The sequence below is a fragment of the Psychrobacter sp. APC 3426 genome, assembly GCF_030408035.1.
Lineage (GTDB): Bacteria > Pseudomonadota > Gammaproteobacteria > Pseudomonadales > Moraxellaceae > Psychrobacter.
This window is the reverse complement of record NZ_JASDCF010000002.1, coordinates 67,331-88,986: the sequence shown is the minus strand read 5'-3', so window position 1 is coordinate 88,986 and position 21,656 is coordinate 67,331. Positions and strand designations below refer to the sequence as shown.

General features: G+C 44.5%; 13 protein-coding genes. 9 read left to right on the top strand and 4 right to left on the bottom strand.

Features of this window, described 5'->3' with window-relative positions:
* Nucleotides 1-18: 18 nt before the first annotated feature.
* The 5 genes from coq7 (at nt 19) to cydB (ending at nt 7,785) form a co-directional block, all read left to right on the top strand.
* Complete coding sequence (gene coq7, locus QL919_RS02535) at nt 19-663, top strand: 2-polyprenyl-3-methyl-6-methoxy-1,4-benzoquinone monooxygenase (protein WP_290188032.1); 645 nt, start codon at nt 19-21, stop codon at nt 661-663.
* A gap of 217 nt (nt 664-880) precedes the next feature.
* Nucleotides 881-1,957 (top strand): hypothetical protein, encoded by a 1,077-nt coding sequence (locus QL919_RS02530; protein WP_290188031.1) that lies wholly within the window; start codon nt 881-883, stop codon nt 1,955-1,957.
* A 359-nt stretch (nt 1,958-2,316) separates the two neighbouring features.
* Entirely contained in the window at nt 2,317-4,770 is a 2,454-nt protein-coding gene (locus QL919_RS02525; protein WP_290188030.1) for an alpha/beta hydrolase, read from the top strand.
* Nucleotides 4,771-5,287: 517 nt separating this feature from the next.
* Nucleotides 5,288-6,769, top strand: a complete 1,482-nt coding sequence (locus QL919_RS02520) for a cytochrome ubiquinol oxidase subunit I (protein WP_290188169.1) — start codon at nt 5,288-5,290, stop codon at nt 6,767-6,769.
* Nucleotides 6,769-7,785 (top strand): cytochrome d ubiquinol oxidase subunit II, encoded by a 1,017-nt coding sequence (gene cydB / locus QL919_RS02515; protein WP_290188029.1) that lies wholly within the window; start codon nt 6,769-6,771, stop codon nt 7,783-7,785. Before QL919_RS02520 ends, cydB begins: the two co-directional genes overlap by 1 nt.
* Before the next feature lie 404 nt (nt 7,786-8,189).
* Here the strand turns inward: cydB and murU are convergent, their stop codons facing one another.
* Both murU and QL919_RS02505 read right to left on the bottom strand, forming a co-directional pair.
* On the bottom strand, nt 8,190-8,933 hold the full coding sequence (gene murU, locus QL919_RS02510) for an N-acetylmuramate alpha-1-phosphate uridylyltransferase MurU (RefSeq protein ID WP_290188028.1): 744 nt from the start codon (nt 8,931-8,933) through the stop codon (nt 8,190-8,192).
* Between the two features lie 117 nt (nt 8,934-9,050).
* Nucleotides 9,051-10,133: a phosphotransferase gene (locus QL919_RS02505; RefSeq protein WP_290188027.1), complete on the bottom strand. Its 1,083-nt coding sequence runs from the start codon at nt 10,131-10,133 to the stop codon at nt 9,051-9,053.
* Between the two features lie 409 nt (nt 10,134-10,542).
* Here QL919_RS02505 and lptD point away from each other — a divergent pair, with 409 nt between their 5' ends.
* Together lptD and QL919_RS02495 are read left to right on the top strand one after the other, a co-directional pair.
* Nucleotides 10,543-13,689 carry an LPS assembly protein LptD gene (gene lptD, locus QL919_RS02500; RefSeq protein WP_290188026.1) on the top strand — a complete coding sequence of 1,049 codons (3,147 nt, stop codon included), beginning with the start codon at nt 10,543-10,545 and terminating at the stop codon, nt 13,687-13,689.
* Nucleotides 13,690-13,913: 224 nt separating this feature from the next.
* Nucleotides 13,914-15,320, top strand: coding sequence for a peptidylprolyl isomerase (locus QL919_RS02495; RefSeq protein WP_290188025.1), 1,407 nt, complete (start codon nt 13,914-13,916; stop codon nt 15,318-15,320).
* A gap of 480 nt (nt 15,321-15,800) precedes the next feature.
* On the opposite strand, the gene QL919_RS02490 is transcribed toward QL919_RS02495, so the two are convergent.
* Nucleotides 15,801-16,931, bottom strand: coding sequence for an endonuclease/exonuclease/phosphatase family protein (locus QL919_RS02490; protein ID WP_290188024.1), 1,131 nt, complete (start codon nt 16,929-16,931; stop codon nt 15,801-15,803).
* Nucleotides 16,932-17,407: 476 nt separating this feature from the next.
* Between QL919_RS02490 and asd the strand changes: the two genes are divergently transcribed.
* Nucleotides 17,408-18,541: an aspartate-semialdehyde dehydrogenase gene (gene asd / locus QL919_RS02485; protein WP_290188023.1), complete on the top strand. Its 1,134-nt coding sequence runs from the start codon at nt 17,408-17,410 to the stop codon at nt 18,539-18,541.
* A gap of 339 nt (nt 18,542-18,880) precedes the next feature.
* A complete protein-coding gene (gene tgt / locus QL919_RS02480) occupies nt 18,881-20,032 on the top strand; it encodes a tRNA guanosine(34) transglycosylase Tgt (protein WP_290188022.1) in 1,152 nt (383 codons plus the stop codon).
* Between the two features lie 145 nt (nt 20,033-20,177).
* Here the strand turns inward: tgt and QL919_RS02475 are convergent, their stop codons facing one another.
* A complete protein-coding gene (locus QL919_RS02475) occupies nt 20,178-21,530 on the bottom strand; it encodes a sodium-dependent transporter (RefSeq protein WP_290188021.1) in 1,353 nt (450 codons plus the stop codon).
* Nucleotides 21,531-21,656: the final 126 nt, after the last annotated feature.

The following is a 21,656-nucleotide window of genomic DNA, read 5'->3' as shown; positions in this document are numbered from 1 at the left end:
AGCCATCAGGAGTGAATTATGGCCCCGCGTCCCTTATCCAAAATCGACCAATTATTACTTGGGGTCGATAAGGCATTACGAGCTGTCGTACCACACTCAAACCCCAGTACCCGTCCTCTGCCTGTCAGTAGTGATGAGATTCCTGAGCTGACCATCACCGAAGCGCGGCATGTCGCAGGATTGATGCGTATAAACCATACCGGCGAAGTATGCGCGCAAGGTCTATATCATGGGCAAGCATTTGCCGCAAAAGATGATGGCGTCAAACAAGCCATGCAACAATCCGCTGAAGAAGAGGTCGACCATCTGGTTTGGTGTGAGACTCGACTAGATGAGCTTGGCAGTCATGCCAGTGTCTTTACACCATTATGGTATGGCATGTCTTTCGGTCTTGGTGCGGTTGCTGGTGCCATCTCTAACGAGTTTAGCTTGGGGTTCGTGGCAGAGACCGAAGCTCAGGTCAGCGAGCATTTGCAAGACCATATCAAACAGCTGCCCGAACATGATAAGCGCTCAAAAGAGATACTGGCGCAAATGGATATTGAAGAATTGCATCATCGTGAGCTGGCGTTAGCCAGTGGCGGCGCAGCATTATCTCCACCAGTCCGTCAAACAATGCGCTGGATGGCCAATCGCATGAAAGCCACTGCTTATCACCTATAAAAGTAATACCTGGTATTTCTAGTTGTAGGTTTTAGAATTGCAGGTATAGTAAGCGTAGGTGCAGTGACTATTAACAATCCTACTACTGATAGCGCTCAGTTCAATTTGCTAGTGTATTAAAAATTTGTACGATTTTGTGCAGAATATTTGCACGATAGACAGGACGTAAAACCATTAACTGTTAAATAATGACTAAATAAATAAGGTAACGATTTTTATGAAAGCCACTACTCTCTCTACTAGCGCGTCTACTAAGTCGCCTAAATTTGCAACGTTGACCGCACTAGCTGCAGCCTGTGCCATGATGCTATCTGCACCTGTCCATGCAGCAGAAGCTGACGCCGCCACATCGGTACCTAGTGCGATGGATTCGAGCAAACGTGTGATTCGTCTTGCAAACCCTAGTGCTGCTAGTACCGCTCAAACAAACGCTGCTCAGTCAAATACTGCCCAGCAAAACGCAACCCCGCAAAATCGTGCACCGATGCGCGCACCCATGAGTACGTTGCAACCACAAGACGTTAGACCGCAGTCAGCAACCCCTGAATTTACTGGTACTACTCGTGTCTATGAGCCTGGTCCAATGACAGCGACTGGTATCGACCTACGCAGTGGTCAATTGGCCAACATCCCAACACCGAAAGTACAGTTGTCTGATGTGAGCTTTGTCACGACCGTGTTGATTCCGCAGCAAAGAGGCGGCAATATCGATCAGTTAGACGTCAGCCTACTTGATGATTTCATTGAAGACGTTTCACCAAATGCCCGTCATTATCCACCGAACTTCCCTAACCGCTCACAGCGTCATTACACCCGCGAAAAAATAAAAGTGTTGGCTGACTGGATTGAGCCTTATGCTAAGTCACCAGAGGCCTCCTTTGAGGTATTGCTTCGTGCTGCCAAGCTTAATGGTATGGGACGTAACCTAGACTTGGGATCAGACTACACTATCCGCGGTGGTCAGTACGTTGACCGTGCCATCAAAATTCGTCCTGATAGCGGTGAAGCCAACTTTTTATATGGCATGATGTTGTCAGAAGGTGGCGGTTTTAAAGAAGGTCAAAAATATCTAGACCGTGCCGTTTCATTGGGTTATACCGAAGCTGAACAAAGCTTGGCACAATCAGACTTACTGAGCGATCGCCGTGATAGCGCTTTAGAGCGTCTGCGTCGTCTAGCAACCCAGAATCCAAACGATGCTATCATTCGTCAGCAAATCAAGCTTGTCGAAGATGGTCAATTCTATATTTGGGATATCCCTGCTCCTGATATCAATCAAAAACCAGGGGTATAAAATCAGTCATATACAGTCATCACCATTGACTGCGTTTAAGACGGCGTGACCAGCTATTATTTACGGCTTTATGCAGTAACACACAAACCGTCCTAACATAAATCACTTGGCGTCTTCACTTTATACTCACATAAAGTGAAGACGCTTTTTTGTATCCGCTAACACCGTATCTACCTTAGGCATGTCCTAGTGTAATTATAATAAAATAGTCTAACGCCTAAAGTTACGCTACACTTATGGCTACGATGGTTTGGCTATTATAATTTAGCTACTATCACGCATACCCACCTATTTGTTCTTATTACTATCACTTACTGGACTGCTCTATGACTCTCGCTAGCCCTATTAAACACATAGTAATGCACGCTAATAAAAAATCCTTATCGATTGGTTCAGTGGCGCTACTAGCAGCAGTCACCTTACTTCCTGCTTGTAGTACGGTATCTGTGAATAAGCAAGCATCCGCAAAAACTATCACTGCACAGCGCGGCAATATTGTCACTGACAAAAACCTGAGTAGCGACACCGCATCAGCGTTGTTATCAGCAGGGCTCAATGAGCAAGCTTGTATGCAACACTTTGATTTGTGCCTCACTCAGCTGACAGACAGCATGCTCAATGAGCATTATCGCCCTGCATTAGCGACTTTCGCTGAGCTACATTATGCAAAGGCACGCCAGCTTGCTGACTCTCAATCCTGCCGTGATGCCCTTGCTCGCCCGCCACTTGACCCTTATTATGCCAATGCACCTCTGAGTGACAAAGACGCCAAAGCTCAGCAAGAGAACACCAGTCAATGCCTGACCAATTATCAAGAGCGTCTATTTGACGCTGTAAAGTCTAGTTATACTTATTTATTCTATGACAGCTTAGAACACGATTTTGAGGGTGCAGATAAAGAAAGCAATAGGTCTCGTGCTCAGAGTCGCATCCCAAACGATACCGACATCCAAACTCAAGATATCTACAACTCGGCCAGCAATGACGTTATTACGCAACTCTATAAGTCATCTGATGGCTCAGACAGGCTAATGGGTGAAACAGAAATAGAATACCTACCCATCGCCTCTAACAAGCGTGACAGTAGTGACCAAGCTTCCATCGCTAACTTGTCGCCATTAAAGAGTAAACCGACCGACCAAATCAAGGTCATGAAGATAGCAGTCGAAAACTATGACCTTGGTGTCTACCTACCAAATGAAAATAGCTACCTGCAAAACGCTCATAAACAGACCTCTGCACTGGCAGACTTGGTCTCCACCTATGAGCTACGATTATCTGGTCTTAACTCAATCAGCAAGCGTCCAGGATTGGGTATTAGTTTGGTGGCATCACTGGATGATCGTTATACGACGACGATTCGTCAGCTATTGGTATCGTCACTATCAGGTCGACTGACCAATGACCAAAACGATAGCAATACAGAGGAAAACAAACCAAGCTCTCGTGTTTATCCTACCGGTCATTTACTGCTGACTGGGCTAATCATACCAAGTGGCGAGAGCGTGCTCGATGTGTTGAGCAGCCGTCAGCTAGATATTCACCTTTATAATCCTTACCAAACAGAAAACGTCAATATTCTGAATGAAAAGTATCCCTTGGCTGCCAACTTCTCCGCCGGTTACGGCTTATGGTTGTCAGAGAATCAGCTAGATGGTGTCGGCTACCTAAACTTAATTACCCGCCAACCTGAGGCGAGATTGCCCAAGTTGTTTATGCTTGAGCCTTATGATCCAAACAAACGCGTGATCATCATGCTGCATGGTTTGGCTTCTAGCCCAGCGACTTGGGTAAATTTAACCAACGATATTCTCAATGATGATAAGTTGCGTGCTAACTATCAGGTCTGGCAAATATTTTATCCCACCAATCTGCCTATTTTAGAAAACCGTTATCAAATCCAGCGCCTCATCAATAGCACTTACGAGCAGACTGACCCTAAAGGACAAAATCGCGCCAGTAAAAATAGCGTCATCGTCAGCCACAGTATGGGTGCACTCATCGCTCGCATGATGCTGTCCAACGATAATTTGGTCGATGACTTAGACAGACTTGATGACCAAAACGTCTTGTCTACTAATGAAAAACGTCAAATTCGTGATGCACTTAGAGAGTCATTTGGCGAGCAACAACTCAAAGAGCGATTCGAGCTACAAGCGTTACCACAAGTAGATACGGCTGTGTTTTTATCCGCGCCGTTTCGTGGTACTGACTATGCAGACCGCTGGTTCACCCGTGCCCTACGCCGCATTGTCTACCTGCCAGTTGGTCTAGTGAAGACTGTTACTGATAACCTTGCAACCATTGCCACACAAGGTGACTTGGCACAGAACCCATTAGGTGCTTTATATCTGCAAAATGGGGCGAGCCAGCTTAGCGATAAGTCTTCCTTTATACAGCTAACGAAGGACCTCACTATCAGTGACCGTATTACTTATCACTCAATCATTGCCAATAATGACTCTGATATCACCCAAGGGCTGGCGCAAATGCAGCCAGGTGGTGCAAAAATTGATTTATCACAAGCCACAGAAGAAAACACTGATATTAATGATGACGATACCAACAGTCCACTCAATGCTGGCGATGAGTCAAAAATCCCCGCTCAGCCTTTGGTCGCAGCAATCACTGTCAATGAAGACATCAGCCAAGCGTTGACCGAACGGCTATCAGATGGGATTGTGCCTTATACCAGCGCACATCTTGATGGGGCAGCTTCCGAAACGGTCATCAACGGTGGTCACAGTATCCAGACCAACCCACAGACTATTTTGACACTCAGACGAATTTTGCATAAGCAGCTACAAGAGTAATTCAAATTTGAGGCGCTATAATCGCTCGCTATAAACTGAACCTATAGTAATGGGGTGGTAAATGAAACTCTATCGTTGACGGCATGTTGGATATTTGTGGCTTTTCTGCTTAGCTATTGGATATGCACGTTATTAAGAAAAACTGTAGTATCTCATTGTTTTTCAAGATGATGAGTCACAACTTTAGAGGGCTTTTTAAGCGGTTTTTAATGACTGCTAGGTGCGCGCGTGACTTATTGCACAGCTTGCGTGTCTATCGAGGTAGGCGCATAATATGTTGACAGCACATAACAGTAATGTATTAATTTATAAGGATATAAATTACTTAATTCAGCTAAACAGTCGTTAGCTTAGCCGCACTCTATGCCTAAGGTTGCTCGCTAATCAACACTGAGCCATTGCCCGTAATGATTGCCCTTAGTTCGATGGACAGTTACGGACAGTTACTTGAGCGTTTTATGGAAGCCAGCGCTATTCAGCTAACAGATAAGGGTAACCGTTTATGTTCGCTACGTTTATGATTGACCAGCTCGATGCGCTGATGCTCGCGCGTATCCAATTCGCTTTTGTCATCTCGTTCCATATTGTTTTTCCTGCCTTTTCTATTGGACTTGCCAGCTGGCTGACGGTACTTGAGTTCCGTTGGCTGCGTACTGGCGAGCCTATCTATGCCGAAGTCTATAAACACTGGGTAAAGATTTTTGCCGTGGTATTCGGCATGGGTGTGGTATCGGGTGTGGTGATGTCCTACCAGTTCGGTACCAACTGGGCCGTCTTTTCTGACAAGGCCGGTAACGTCTTAGGACCACTACTCGCCTATGAAGTATTGACCGCGTTTTTCTTAGAAGCATCCTTCTTAGGGATTATGCTGTTTGGTTGGGGGCGTGTCAGCAAACGCATGCACTTTGCCTCGACTGCGATTGTCGCCATCGGCACGCTGATTTCAGGATTCTGGATTTTGGCTGCCAACAGCTTTATGCAGACGCCGCAAGGCTTTATGATGGGTGCAGACGGGATACTTTATCCAACCAATTGGATTGAGATTATCTTTAACCCTTCCTTCCCGTATCGTTACGCTCATATGATGACCGCAGCGTTCTTGACCACAGCTTTTGTGGTTGGTGGTATCGGCGCCTATTATCTTCAATCCAAGAAACATGTCGAACACCGTCAGCATGGTCGCGTGATGCTAGGTATGGCAATGATTATGGCCATATTTGTGGCACCTGCTCAAGTATTGATTGGTGATGAACATGGTCTAAATACTTTGGAGCATCAGCCAGCCAAAGTCGCGGCGATGGAAGGTATTTGGGAAGATGAGCGCGGTGCAGCGTTACGCCTATTTGCCATTCCCGACCAAGAAAACCAGACCAATAAATATGAAGTCAGCATTCCTTATGTCTCAGGTCTGATTCTTACCCATTCACTTGATGGTGAGATTAAGGGTCTAAAAAACTGGGCACCCGAAGACCAACCGCCTGTCATAATTGTATTTTGGGCATTTCGTATCATGGTTGGTATCGGTATGTTGATGGTACTGGTCGGCTTGTTCAGTCTTTACAAATACTTTAAAAAACAACAATTCAGTCCTGACAGTGTTTGGTTCCACCGTGCTTGGATAGTGATGACGCCGCTTGGCTTTATCGCATTGCTGGCAGGTTGGTTTGTCACCGAAACGGGGCGTCAACCATGGACTGTCTATGGTGTGATACGCACCGCTGAAAGTATGTCACCGCTCGCCGCACAGCAAGTGGCAACGACGCTGATTGGTTTCATCGTGCTGTATGTGTTCGTTTTTGGTGCAGGGAGCTTCTATATATTACGTTTGATTGCCCAAGGGCCCAAACCTTATGAGGATCCTGCTGATGATAATTTCTATGAGCATTCAGTGACAGAGAGTCAAGGCCGTGCGCTGAGCGGTGATAACAATCCTGCTAAGAGTACTGAAGAAGATTTAGACGCTCCTGCGGACGACGTTGATGATGGAGGGTTACGCTAATGTTTAACTACGGTGATGTATTAGACTTACCTTTAATTTGGGGCGGACTCATTGCCCTATCCGTCTTTATCTATGTGTTGCTTGATGGTTTTGATTTGGGCTGCGGTATCTTATTTCCGTTCGCAGGCTCAGACAAAAACCGTAGCCGCATGATGAACTCTATTGCGCCGTTTTGGGATGGTAATGAGACTTGGCTGGTATTGGGTGGCGGTGGCTTGTTTGCTGCATTTCCAGTGGCTTATGGCATTATTATGACGGGTCTTTATTTGCCAGTCACAGCGATGTTGTTTGGTCTTATCATGCGCGGTGTCGCCTTTGAGTTCCGCTTTAAGGCCTCCTCACGTCGCCATGTTTGGGACACTTTCTTCTTTGTTGGTTCCGTCGTTGCGACCTTCTCGCAAGGAATTATGCTTGGCGCTCTGGTGCAAGGACTTGAAGCAAGCAACCGCTTATATACGGGCGGACCCTTTGACTGGCTCACGCCTTTCTCTATCATCTGCGGCTTCGCCATGATTATCGGTTATGCCCTACTTGGCTCTACGTGGCTCATCATCAAGACCGAACACACCTTGCAAGTCTGGGCGCGTAAGGTATCTGGTTGGATGCTCTCAGCATTGGTAGTCGCGATGGTTGTGGTCACGGCCTTTATGTATTTTTCAGACATCAATGCGCTCGAGGGTTGGTTTGGTTTCCCAGGTTTACTGTACCTAGCACCTATGCCAATTATCGTAATAATCTTATTCTTTATCATGCGTAAAGACTTGAAAACTGAGCGTGAATATCGCCCATTCTTATTAACAGTGGCGCTGTTTTTGATGGGATATATCGGTGTATGCTTTGCCATCTTCCCTTATATCGTACCTTATCAAATGACCATTTATGAGGCCGCTGCCGCTGATACCTCATTGTCCTTTATGTTGATTGGTGCTGTTATTATGCTGCCGATTATTCTGAGTTATACCGCCTTTGCCTATTACACCTTTAAGGGTAAGACGGATCATGAGCATATGTATTAATCATCAAAAATGGATAAAAGTTAATAGCGACTGCTGTAAGTAGTGGTAGTTGCTATGCTTGGTTTAGCGGTGTCTAGCTTGACTTAAGATAGAAGTCGTACTAACACGCAAGTAGGAGGCGAGCATGAAAAAGCTCAGCAAGAAACAATCACAATGGGCATGGTTCATTGGCTTATATATAGCAGGGTTTTTGGTTATTTTTACGATTGCCCAGTTAATCAAACTGGCCATGGGTGTTTAATATAAACCTACCCCACTGATTAATTACTATCTGACATAAAAAAGCAGCGTCGATGATCGGCGCTGCTTTTTCGTTTGCGACTACTTACTAGAGATTCAATGGATAGTCATTTAGATGGGCTAACACTCACCAAATCAAACCATCTTAATTTAAGCACTTTAATCTAGGCGCCTTTATGGTTATCAACACCCTTGCTGTCAATAAACTCATTGACTTGCGTCAAGCGCTCAGGCGTACCGACATCTATCCAGTTGTCTTTAATCACTTCAGCGGTGATTTGAAACTTTATCATGGCTTGCTTGAGGAGTGGTGCAAGCGCTGCTGGCTGACCTGATGCCAGCCCTTCAACCAACTGTGGCGACATTACACTGATACCTGCAAAAGTATATTTATCTGCATCACCAATGGGCTGTTCACTCGCCAAACCGTTATTAATCGCAAAGTCACCACCATCATTATGATCTGGATTATCTATCAATAATAGATGAGCACGCTGGTCGGCACCCAGCTCATACTCTTGTAGCTGAGTAAAATCATAGGTCGTCCATACGTCCGAGTTGACTAAGATAAAAGGCTCATCTCGAAGCTTGCCTGATTGTAATGCCTGAAAAATACCACCAGCGGTCTCTAAAGGCTCATCCTCTTCAACTGACCAATGAAGGGTGACGCCATATTGCGCACCATCACCCAATGTGTCCATCAGCTTATCAGCCAGCCATGACGCATTAATGGTAATATCTTTAATGCCAGCTGCTTTTAACGCCTTGATATGCCAAACGATAAGCGGCTGTCCACCCACCTCTACTAAAGGCTTGGGCGTCTCAAGTGTTAACGGACGCAAACGGGTACCCTTGCCAGCAGCCAAAATCATTGCTTGGGTAATCATTGCTCGGTTACTCTCAGACATGTGCGCTCCTTTGTCTTATTTTTATTGAATTCAAAATCCAGGGTCAAATCTATTGATGTTTCAACGTAACATATCAGATAAGCACTGGCGTCGCACGACACTCGCCAGTAACGCAGCCTAAATATATTGCTGTACAAACTTACTCTGATAAGCTGGCAATATCGTCTCTCTTAAATACTCATTAAAAGAAGCAACCACTTGCTGCATGCCATGACTACCCTGTACCTCTAACCATTCCAGCTCGTACATCAAGTCGCGCATGACCTTAGGGATATCAGCCAGATAGCGGTCTTTGCCATCGCGCTGCGATAAGCGCACAAAAATACCCAACACTTTTAGATGTCGCTGTACGCCCATGACATTCATATCGTTTTCGAGCTGCTCTATACTGTCTGCCGTGGTCAGGCCGGCCTGCTTTTGCAACTGCCAAAACGCATTAACCCATGCCGACACTTGGCTCTCTGGCCATTCCACATAAGCATCACGCACTAACGACACCAAGTCATAAGTATAAGAACCAATCACAGCATCTTGAAAATCAATCACGCCTAAGCGCGAGTGGTCGGCTTGGTCTTGCATCAGATTGCGGCTGTGATAATCACGATGAACGATGACCTGCGGCTGCTGCAATATCTCTTTGATTAATGCTGCTTTTAAATCACTCCATAGCGCGTTATCAAGCTCGACACCGATATAAGGTATAAACCAATCGCTAAATAAATCCATCTCACGATTTAATAACTCGACATCATAATCTGGCAGCTGGTGTTGAGACTGTGCCGTCTCAACTGGGACAGTTTGTAGTGCGGTCAATGTCTGCATTGCTAGCTGATAGTGCTCATCAATCTGTGCAGGCGTTGCATGGACAAGCAAATGGGCAAACTCCACCGCCCCAAAGTCTTGCAAAACCAAAAAGCCTTTTTCTATATCTTGTGCGACCAGCGTCGGCACGTTAATCGCTGGTGCCATCAGTTTGGCCACATTGATAAACTGGCGCATGGCATCTTGTTCGTCAGCTGAATCCATGACAATATAGCGCGCAACCTCCGAGTTATCAGCTTCTGACAATTGAATACGATGATATTGGCGGGCACTGGCGTCACCAGGCAAGCTATCAAGGGTAAATGCTTGCTCTGCAAATACTTGCTGCAGCCAGCTCTCTAATTGCTGTTGACGGCTGTTTATATGCGATTCGGTCATAGTATTCTCTAAAATTGTTTTGTCAGTCATAAAAGGTTAAATATCAGTCTAAACAACTAAAGTAGTGATAAGTCTGACAAAACCTTGCTAAAATAGTGACATCTCTATCCATCACAGCTGCTGTCATAAATGCTTTGATATGTCTTTTGACATTTAGGTTTGGCACTTAGTGCTTGCCATGGATACAGAAATGGCGTGGCCATATTATAAAATTTGGTAAATAGTGTAGCTGATTTGGTTTTTTTTGACTATGATTAGTCGTCATTATATGTAAAACAGCCGAATTCTTGAGATTATATTATCAATTAGTGAGTCTTTAGGCGTATATCTATTGCTATATACAGTAAAATAATACGACTGCTAAACTCAGTATCGCAATCCAATTGGCTCTGCAATCATAGGTGTGCCCTTGTTATATTCTCCGCTTTACCAAAGCATCCGTTTGATACTATTTGGTGCCCTAGGCTTCTCGAGCCTAGCGGTCAGTGCTGCACTCACCGAGTCAGAGACACAAACCGTTGAGCCATTGCTAAATGATGCTACGAGCAGCTATGTCTCTGATGTCGCAAATGATGTCAACGCTAGTAGCCACATCAATCCAGAGCGCACTAATAATGATATCAGCTATCAAAACAATACTTACCCAACGACTCATGCTAATAATAAGCCATACCAAAAAGTCTTAGCCACCACTGAGTCTAACAATGCTTCTCTAGTCAATGCTACAGAAAGGGATAATACTGAGTTAAACGATGCTGCTTTTGACAACAGTGCTGCTTTTGACAATGAAGTCTTCGATAATCGTCCTTTAGACATTACTGCCATTAATGACAATCAGAACGACAATGATGCACGAGTCAGTGAAACCATCACACCAGTATCTACGCAAGCAACTACTAAGACAGATGTGAGTGATGAGAGTATTCAAGACAGCTTGATGCGCTTGGCAGAGTTTTATGAGCTGACCCCAGAGACTGAGGTGCAAGCAAAAGAGCATGTTAATAGTTCTGCACAATTGAATGCTAACCAATCAGGCTCTAACCAAGACCACCTTCAAAACACGCTCGCGCCTACCGCACAAACCATTCCAAAGGTCGGTAGAGATTTAAAATTATTGCCTAATGCAGTAGATAGTGCGCAACGCTGTGAGGGTCAATGGGTATACCCCAAAGGTAATCCCAATTATCAACGTGCGGTCAATGAAGCTGGTAGTGTTAACGGGCAAGCAGCGCCTAATCTTAATGGCATCCCCAATCATCAAGCGCCGCTGTTTTCAGAGTCGGACTATGGTTATTATGACAATGTCGACTATGCTGAGCTGTCAGGCAATGTCATTATCAATCAGGGCACGCAGCATATCGAAGCTGACAAGGTTTTGTTGGATTTGAGCACGGGTGTGGCTGCCGCTCAGGGTAAAGTCATGTTTACTGATCAAGCGACAGGTGAGCAGTTTGCGCGTAGCGGCGTTCAAAACAACCGTAGACAAAACAGCAACACGCCAAATCGCTCGTTAAGTAATGACCAAGCCAACTTTGTTGATAAAGCATCACAAGGTGGCCTAATCGGCGTCGCGGATAGCCTAAACTACAACACCGAAACTGGACAATCAACCGCCAGTGATGTTGCTTTTGCCAGTGTAGATCTGCAAGCTCACGGCTATGCAAAACGCTTGAATAGACCCAACGATACACAATATGAGTTGGACGAGGTCATGTTCAGCACTTGTCCACCAACCAATCGAAAATGGCAATTTGATGCCAAAAGCATTGACCTAGATACCGATACGGGGCGAGGTGAAGCTTACAATACCACCTTCCGAATCGCTGATGTACCGGTGTTTTACTTGCCTTATTTTAACTTCCCGATTGATGATCGCCGCAGTAGTGGGTTTTTATTACCGAGTGCCCGTATCAGTAGTGAGAGTGGTCTTGAGATTGATGTGCCCTACTATTTTAATTTGGCACCCAATTACGATGCGACGCTCAACACTCACGTTTATACTGACCGTAATCCTATGCTCTCAGGTGAGTTTCGCTATTTGACCGAAAACTACGGTGAAGGTATTTTTAACGGCTCATACTTACCTAGTGATAGAGAGTATGATGACGAAGACCGCAGCAGTTTTTTCTATGACCATTACTGGTCATCTAGTAGCATTCCGCGCTTAAGCGGTGATGCTAAATACAGTTATGTATCAGATGCAGATTACCTGAATGACTTTGATACCCTAGGCTTGTCGGACAATACAATAAACCTGCCACGCCGTGCGCGCGTCAACTATTATAATGACTACGTCAATGGCGAGCTAAAGGTCGAAACGTTTCAAACGCTCAATGCCTTTACCGACAACGGGCAACCATTAGAAGATAAAGACAAACCTTATTCACGATTGCCACAACTCACACTGGATTATCGTTTGCCATGGGCAGAGCGCTTTGATATCACCGGCGTCCATGACTCAGCGTATTTCAAAAAATCCATCGATGATGGCTCTGAAAATGAAAAAAGTGGCGCGCGTATTTATAACAAACTCAGTGCTGGCTATCCAATAGAGAAGTCTTGGGGTTATATTAAGCCTAAACTTAGCTTGCAGCATCTTTATACCTCCTACGATGAAGACAGCCTAGCAGACAATCAGCTGAGTGAAGAAGATGGCAGTCAGTCGGTATTTGTACCGCAAGCGAGTATCGATGCTGGGCTGAACTTTTATCAAGCAGGCTCACCTTTTGGTGCGTTTGACGATACCCTAGGTGGCTATCGCTTATTGAGCCCGCGTTTGAAGTACACCTATTCGCCTTTTGAAGATCAAAACGATATTCCTAACTTTAATACCCGTATTGCTTCTATCAACTATGAGCAGTTGTTTTCTGACAGCTGGTTCTTAGGACATGATCGTTTGCAAGACTTGCATGCTATCACTCCTGGTATCAACTATCGTTACATCGACGCAACGGGTGTGACACGTTTTGATGGTAGCATTGCAGAGCAGTTTTATATCGATAATGGCCGTGTCACGCTTGACGATGAGCAGCCTGTCTTTACTTCTTCTTCTTCGGGGATGGTTTGGAATACCAGTACGCAGCCGTACAATAACTTTTGGGTTGATGTCAGTGGTGCGCTGACCAATGATTATGACTTAAACTTTGTGACGACTGAGCTGCGTTATCAGCCATCAGACAACAGCTTGTTTAACGTGGGATTTGTGAAGCGTCAGCGTGATGAAAATACCAATCAGTTACCATTGTCTGCATTTACCGCGTCAGCAGTCTTCCCTATTAATAATAGCTGGCGAGTATTGGCTCAAGGTCAATACGACTACAATCGTGATAAAATGCTCGACTCTTTAATTGGTGTTGATTACGAAGATTGCTGTTTTGGTTTTGCAGTTTATGGCCGTCGTTACTATAATGACCTAAACGTCAAAGACAAACCGACCCAAGCGATTATGGCAGAAATCAGACTGAACGGACTTGGTAGTGGTAGCAGCCGCTTGACACGATTGCTCTCTGATAAAATATTGGGCTTTGAACCGGTACAAACTGCGTGGAAAGACTAAACTGCTTTCATATCCTAGCAAATCGCTAAGAATAATTTAAAGCCAAGTTTATAATTATATTGAGCTGTACTGATATCGAATTGCATCGATATTTATAACCCAGTATTTGTAGAACAATATTTCTAACCCTATTATGGACAACCCTGTCTACTATTTGATTATTAAGTGTATTGGGTAGAGTTAACCGACTACCATCCGATGCGATGACATTGATGAGGAGCATCATGAGATTTTTTTCTTTACGTCAGACCAGCCGCGCGGTACTGCTATCTATGAGTGCCAGCCTTGCGTTTACATTGAGCGCCCATGCTGCCACCGTTAACGCTGCATCAGCACCAGCGTCTCAAGAACAAGCAAGTGCTGCTGAAAAAAGCAACGTCAATCGTTTGACGCCAGCCAATAGTACCGACGGCATCATTGCTTTGGTCAACGAAAACGCTATCCTCAAAAGCGAGTTGGTTGATGCAATCACGCAAACCCAAGCACGCGCACAAGCGGCAGGCGAGCCTATTGCCAACTCAGCACAGCTGCAGTCTGAAGTACTAAATGCCCTCATCTTACGTGAGTTGCAATTATCCATGGTCCAGCGTATCGGTCTAAACCCTGATGAAGCCGCTATCAATCAACGCCTTGACCAAATCGCACAAGCGGAAGGTCTGAGTAGTGTATCAGCACTGCAGCAACGCCTAGATGCTGCACAACCTGGCAGCTATGCCACACTGCGCGCTCAATTGATTGAAGACGCTGCTATTCAGGCATTACAGCAACGCCAAATCAGTAGCCGTGTGCGCATTAGCGAGCAGGACATTGATGCATTTTTGGCATCACCAGAAGCCAAGCGTCTAAACCAAAGCGAGTATCAAACGATTCATGTACGCGTGCCCTACATGGATGATTATAGCCGACTGTCAGAAGACCAGCGCGAAGAAGCATTAAAGGTCGCACAAGCATTGCGTACTCGTCTGCTTACACCCAATGTAAATGTCGATGAAGCAATTGCGGCTAGCCAAGGCAGCTATGCTATCCCGCTACAAGGTGGTGATATGGGCTTTCATAAAGCAGCCTCTCTACCTACCGAACTATCGACTGAAATTACCAAGCTAGATGTCGGTGCAGTAAGCGCACCTTTAATCACACCAGAAGGCATTGATATCATCAAGTTGGCTGATAAAAAAGCCAGCGATACTATGCTGATACCGCAGTGGCATACTCGTCATATCCTAGTCAAAGTCGATGAGCTACAGACTGACGCCCTTGCTGAACAAAAAATTAATGACTTGTATGAGCAGTTGCGTAGCGGTGCTGACTTCGCCGCTCTAGCCTCAACCTATTCAGATGATCCAGGCTCTGCTGGGCGCGGTGGCGATCTTGATTGGGTCAGCGAAGAGGATATGATTGGTCCATTTGAGGCCATGATGAAAAACACAGCCGTTGGTGATTACTCTGCCCCCTTTAAGACTCAGTTTGGTTGGCATATTCTTAAGGTCGATGGCAAACGTCAACAGGATGTCAGTGATCAGTATCGCCGCAATATGGCTCGCCAAGCACTATATCAACGCCTAGCGCCGCAAGCCAAAGAAGACTGGTTACAAGAGCTACGTGCTGGTGCTTACATCCAGGTACTTGGATAGTTTGTTGAGACGTGAGTCCGCTCATTAAGTCTGATATTTTTTGTTGAAAAGGGTACATGCCAATGCGTGTACCCTTTTTCTAATGCTAAAGAATATAGATTATTTCATTTACTCTACAGAGTCATTGTCTTTTCTCTATCTTTAGCTGTTCAGTTTGAAAATTAAAAACCTACAAGCAAAGAAAAGCCCCGAACCTAGGGCGATTGGTTCAGGGCTATGGCGTTTCATATTGTTGTTATTATCTCTTCCGTGCTGACTTATCCTAAGTCATAAACAGTCATCTATAAGACAGCGGGCTGACCTGTGCTTTTATTGATACTGTCTCAACACTGCATCCTTGCGTATCCTTGTGTTGATGGTTGTATTGTAGGGCAATCAACTTAATGCGACTAGAGGCTAAAGACCTTATTTAACGTAAGCATATGCTTACGTCCGCACTGGGTATTTGATAGCACATTTACAGCATCATGATGAGCAGCATCAGTCTGCGGTGCGCTGCTCCTCAGCGTGCTCCTTAGATACTTTTTCACCCTCTTTTTTACCTTCTTCTATTTTGTTATCGGTCTCTTTAATATCGTCTGCTTCTGCGGTCGGTGCGTTTTGCTCTTGCTGGCTTGCTTCCTCAGGCTCGTATTGCAAAGTCGTCATCACTGGGAAGTGATCAGAGCCAACAGAAGGCATACGTTGAATATCAACGACCGTAAAGCAAGCACTATGGAAAATATGATCTAATGCCCAACGCAAAAACGGATATTTAACATGGAAAGTATTTATAAAGTGGCGACCGATGCGCGGATCTAATAGTCCTGAGATGCGTTGAAAGCGGCGTGTCGTCTTTGACCATGCAACGTCGTTGAGATCACCGGCTAATATGGCGGTTTGATCATTCTCTTTGATATGCTTGCCCACCATCAGTAGTTCAGCATCACGCGTGGTTGACTTGTCTGCTTCCGTTGGACTTGGCGGCATCGGGTGCAAGCAATACAACCAAATAACGCGCCCACTTTGCAGGCGCATCTGCGTATGAATAGACGGTATATCATCTATCATTAGGTACTTAACTTCAGGGTCTATCAACTCAAGCTTAGAATACAGATGCATACCATAGAGATTATCCAGCGGCACTTTTACCGTATATGGATAATCTGGCTCGACTTGATGCAACGCCTTTTCCCATTTCTCATCACTTTCTAGAGTGATCAAAATATCAGGCTGCCTTTGTTTGACCAAATCAACCAATTTTTGGGTTTCATCGTTAGGGGTCAGAACGTTGGAGACCATGATTTTTATTTGATGAGCTTCACCTTCCAGCTTAACTTTTGCTTGTTGGACTTCTTTTTTCCATAGTTTGGTATAGGGCAGTACCATTCTAAGTTGAAATGCTAAGGTGATACTTAGTACGATAAATAGTAGCCACTGCCCTAGCTCCCAGTTTGGCCAAAATACCAACATACCAATCCAAGCTATAACGCCTAGTACCATTATTTGAATACGTGGAAATTCAACACCACGCACCCACCAGTTATCAAGCGGTATCCAACCCCAAATCGTTACAAATGCGATGAATCCTGCTAGCCACTGTGCGCCGTAATATAAGAGTGAAAGATCCATAATATGTATTAGCCGTTTATTAATTGATGATTGAACTGATAATGATATCTTTTTTTATAGGAATTATTATTACAACGAAATATCTTTGTCAAAAAGCCTTGATTAAAACAACAATGATACCGTCTTTTTTAACTGAACTGACGTCAGGTGCTTACTTTAGCATTTCAGAAGAGTATCGCCTACTAATGAGACTTAATTAGCTAGCAACTGCCATAAAACGTTACAATTTCAATCATTTGGCTATTATAATTAAGTTATAAGTACGCCGCTTATAGCGGCAATTTCACAGAAGTCACGAGCAACAATTGTTGTAGCCATCATTCTCGCCATGCTAATAACTTAACGTTATGGTGAACATAGCAAATAGTGTATGAAAAACAGCGGAAAATAGCCAAAACGCCTTGCTTTTTATGGCCATTCACGGCATTGTTATTGGTTGGCGGTGTAACAAATAATTGTAAATAGGATTAGATTTCATGAGTAATTTAACAGTAGGCTTGGTAGGCTGGCGCGGAATGGTTGGCTCAGTATTGATACAGCGTATGCAGGAAGAAAAAGACTTTGACGGCATTACGCCCGTGTTTTTTTCAACCAGTAACGCTGGTGGTGACGCACCAAGCTTCGATGGTGTGAAGACCAGCCAATTAAAAGACGCTCATGATATTGATGCACTAGCAGCTTGTGACGTGATTATTACCTGCCAAGGTGGCGATTACACCTCAAAGGTGCACCAACCGTTACGTGATAATGGCTGGAATGGCTACTGGATTGACGCGGCAAGTACTTTACGTATGGAAGACGACAGCATCATCATTCTTGATCCGGTCAACCGCAGCGTCATTGATAGCGCACTTGCCAATGGTAAAAAAGACTTCATCGGTGGTAACTGTACTGTGTCACTCATGCTGATGGCTATCGGTGAGTTATTCAATAAAGGTTGGGTAGAATGGGTCAGCGCCATGACCTATCAAGCTGCTAGTGGCTCTGGCGCAAACAACATGCGCGAGCTAATCGAAGGTATGGGTGTCCTGCGTGACGCCGTCCAAGATGAATTGGCTGATCCTGCTAGCGCCATTCTTGAGATTGATAAGAAAATCGCCCAAACTCAACGCTCAGATGACTTTCCAAAGCAGTACTTTGGTGTGCCACTAGCGGGTAGCTTAATTCCTTATATCGATGCACAACTAGAGAACAAGCAGTCGCGTGAAGAATGGAAAGGTGGTGTTGAAACCAATAAAATCCTTGGTAACTCTGAGGCTAGTAGCATTCCTATCGACGGCATGTGTGTACGCGTTGGCGCGATGCGCTGTCATGCACAGGGCTTAACTATCAAGCTTAAAAAAGACATTCCGTTAGAAGAAATCGAAGCCGCATTGAAAAACAGTGGCAATGAATGGTTAGACTTGGTCGAAGACGATAAAGAAGCCACGATGAACCGCCTAACGCCAGTAGCCGTGACCGGTACTTTGACCGTTGCGCTAGGACGCTTACGCAAGCTCAATATGGGTCCTGAATATCTAGGCGCGTTTACCGTTGGTGATCAGTTACTATGGGGCGCAGCTGAACCATTACGCCGTATGCTAAATATCATCCGCGAGCAAAACAGCTAAGATTATTTGTATAAACGTTAAATATAAAAAAGACAGCACTTGCTGTCTTTTTTTATGGGTATATCATTTCCAAAAATGTGAGTAACACGGAAGATGAGTGCAAGTGCTACCTATAATAGAACAAGCGATTTTGACACAGCTAATCATATAGTCAATCCATTATAAAATAAATTCTGCGTAGGTACAGCAAGCACTGAACGACACTGTCTGTATCTTTTGGTTGTCGTCGTAATACACGCTCCAATGGATATATGAATCACCATTAAACATCCATGTCCAAAAAACTCCTAACAATGCTATAATTAGCGCCATTTTCATAGCTTAAATAGCGGTTATCATATGCAATTTGTCTTACACAAAACGGCCAGCGGCGAGACGCGCGCACGCCGTGGTACAGTTCATCTCAATCATGGCGACGTGCAAACGCCTGCCTTTATGCCTGTTGGTACTTACGGTACAGTCAAAGGTATGCTGCCACGTGATATTGAAGCCATTGGTGCTGATATCGTGTTAGGCAATACCTTCCACTTATGGCTACGTCCAGGTACTGACGTTATCGATAAATTCGGTGGCTTGCACAAATTTATGCATTGGGATAAGCCTATCTTGACCGATTCGGGTGGCTTCCAAGTATTCAGTTTGGGTGCTATGCGTAAAATCACCGAAGAAGGTGTCGACTTCAAATCCCCTATTGATGGCGCTAAAGTATTCTTATCACCAGAAAAATCGATGCAAATTCAGTATAGCCTGAATTCAGATATCGTCATGCAGTTTGATGAATGTACGCCTTATCCAGCGACTCATGATGAAGCCAAAAAATCTTTAGAGCTATCACTACGTTGGGGACAGCGCTGCGTTGACGAGCACAACAGACTGGGCAGCACCAATGCCTTATTCGGCATCGTACAAGGTAGTATGTATCCTGATTTACGTCAACAATCACTTGAAGGTCTGTTAGAGATTGGCTTTGATGGTTATGCTATTGGAGGTCTTTCGGTTGGCGAACCTAAAGAAGAGATGATAGATGTACTAGACTACCTACCTGATGATATGCCAGCAGATAAGCCACGCTATCTTATGGGCGTTGGCAAGCCTGAAGATTTAGTTGAAGGCGTACGCCGCGGCGTAGATATGTTTGACTGCGTGATGCCTACTCGTAATGCCCGCAATGGTCATTATTTCGTCACAGGTGATACAGACAATACTGGCGTGGTACGTATCCGTAATAGCCAGTACCGTAATGATGAAGGCCCATTAGACCCTGAATGTGACTGCTATACTTGCCAAAACTTTAGCCGTGCCTATTTATATCATCTTAATAAGTGCAAAGAGATGCTAGGCGCTCAGCTGGCCACCATTCATAACCTGCGTTATTACCAGCGTTTGATGCAAGGTATCAGAGACGCTATTGAACAAGACACCTTTGATGAGTTTGTTAATGAGTTTTATAGTAAGCGTGGTCAAACGGTTCCTGAGCTAAACTTACGCTAATCTTATTTTTATAGTTGATGCATTTAAAATTAGCGAATTGACATTATTGCGCATACGAAAAAGGGCTTAAGAATTATCTTAAGCCCTTTTTTCAACCATCAATTTTAAAAACTGACCAATCAAATACTCTTTAAGAGTATAAATCCTAGCCCATTAGTGTGGTAATAAATACAACAATAACTGCGATTGGAGCAACGAACTTAGCGATAATCTGCCAAAGCTTCCAAGCACCTTCTGACAAACCAAGCTCTTGCTGGATACTGCGTTGATCCATTCTCCAAGCAAGGAAGATAATCGCTGCAAGACCGGTCAATGGTAGGATAAATTTACTGGTTAGCTTATCTAACGCATCAAAGATACCATTACCCATAATCGTAAAGTCAGACCACAAGTTGAACGACAATAACGCAGCAATACCTAGCAACCAAATCACAGTACTCGCAGCGATAGTCGATACTGTACGACTCATAGGCGTGCGCTCTTCTAAAAACTCAACCGTTGGCTCAAGCAATGAAATCGACGAGGTAATAGCCGCAAACGTAATCAGCAAGAAGAACAAGGTACCAATGATAGTACCTGCGCCCATGCTACCAAACGCAATTGGTAAGCTGACAAAGATAAGACCCGGACCTGAAGCAGGATCAAGACCATTGCTAAAGATGATTGGGAAAATTGCCAAACCAGCCGCCAAGGCAATGACAGTATCTAGGATAACAACGGTACGTGCTGTTTTAAGCAAGTTCACTTCACGGCCCAAATATGAGCCATAAGCAACCATAATACCCATACCTATAGATAGCGTGAAGAACGCATGACCCAATGCAGCAAGCATCACATCAGCCGTTAGTTTGCTAAGGTCTGGCGCAAATAAATATGCAACTGCCTCACCAAAGCCACCATTCATAACGTTATAACCAACGATAACGAATAGGATAAGACCTAACAAAGGCATCAAAATCTTAGCTGTTTTTTCGATACCACTTGTCACACCAATACCGACGATAACAGCCGTCAATATCATGAATACTGTATGCCAAATGGTCAAAGTGCCTGCTGATGCCAACATCGCATCAAACGTTGCGCCGATAGCATCGCTATCTTGACCAACAAAACCACCTGAAGCGACCTTGGTAATATAGTTAAGTGCCCAACCACCGATGACACTATAGAAAGATAGAATTAAGAACCCACCCAAAATACCTGAAGCACCAATGATACCCCAACTGCGTGATTTACCCTCACTTGCTGCTACATCAGCAAAGGTATTGACTGGGTTCTTCTGCCCACGACGACCAATCAACCACTCAGCAACTAGAATCGGAAAACCTACTAACGCGATACAGAATAAATAAGCGATAACAAAAGCTGAACCACCACTTTCACCGACCATATATGGGAATTTCCATATATTCCCTAAACCAACTGCCGATCCTACCGCTGCTAGCACAAAGCCAAGACTTGAGCTCCACTGTGCATGTTCTTGTTTATTAATAGCCATTTTTTTCCGTCCTCATGCTTCAATTAATATTACTGATAACCTTCCATGATTATCATAAATAGCTTTGAATATTTTTAAACCATTTATTAAACGCCTCAATATGAAGCGTCCAGTAACATTAAGAAA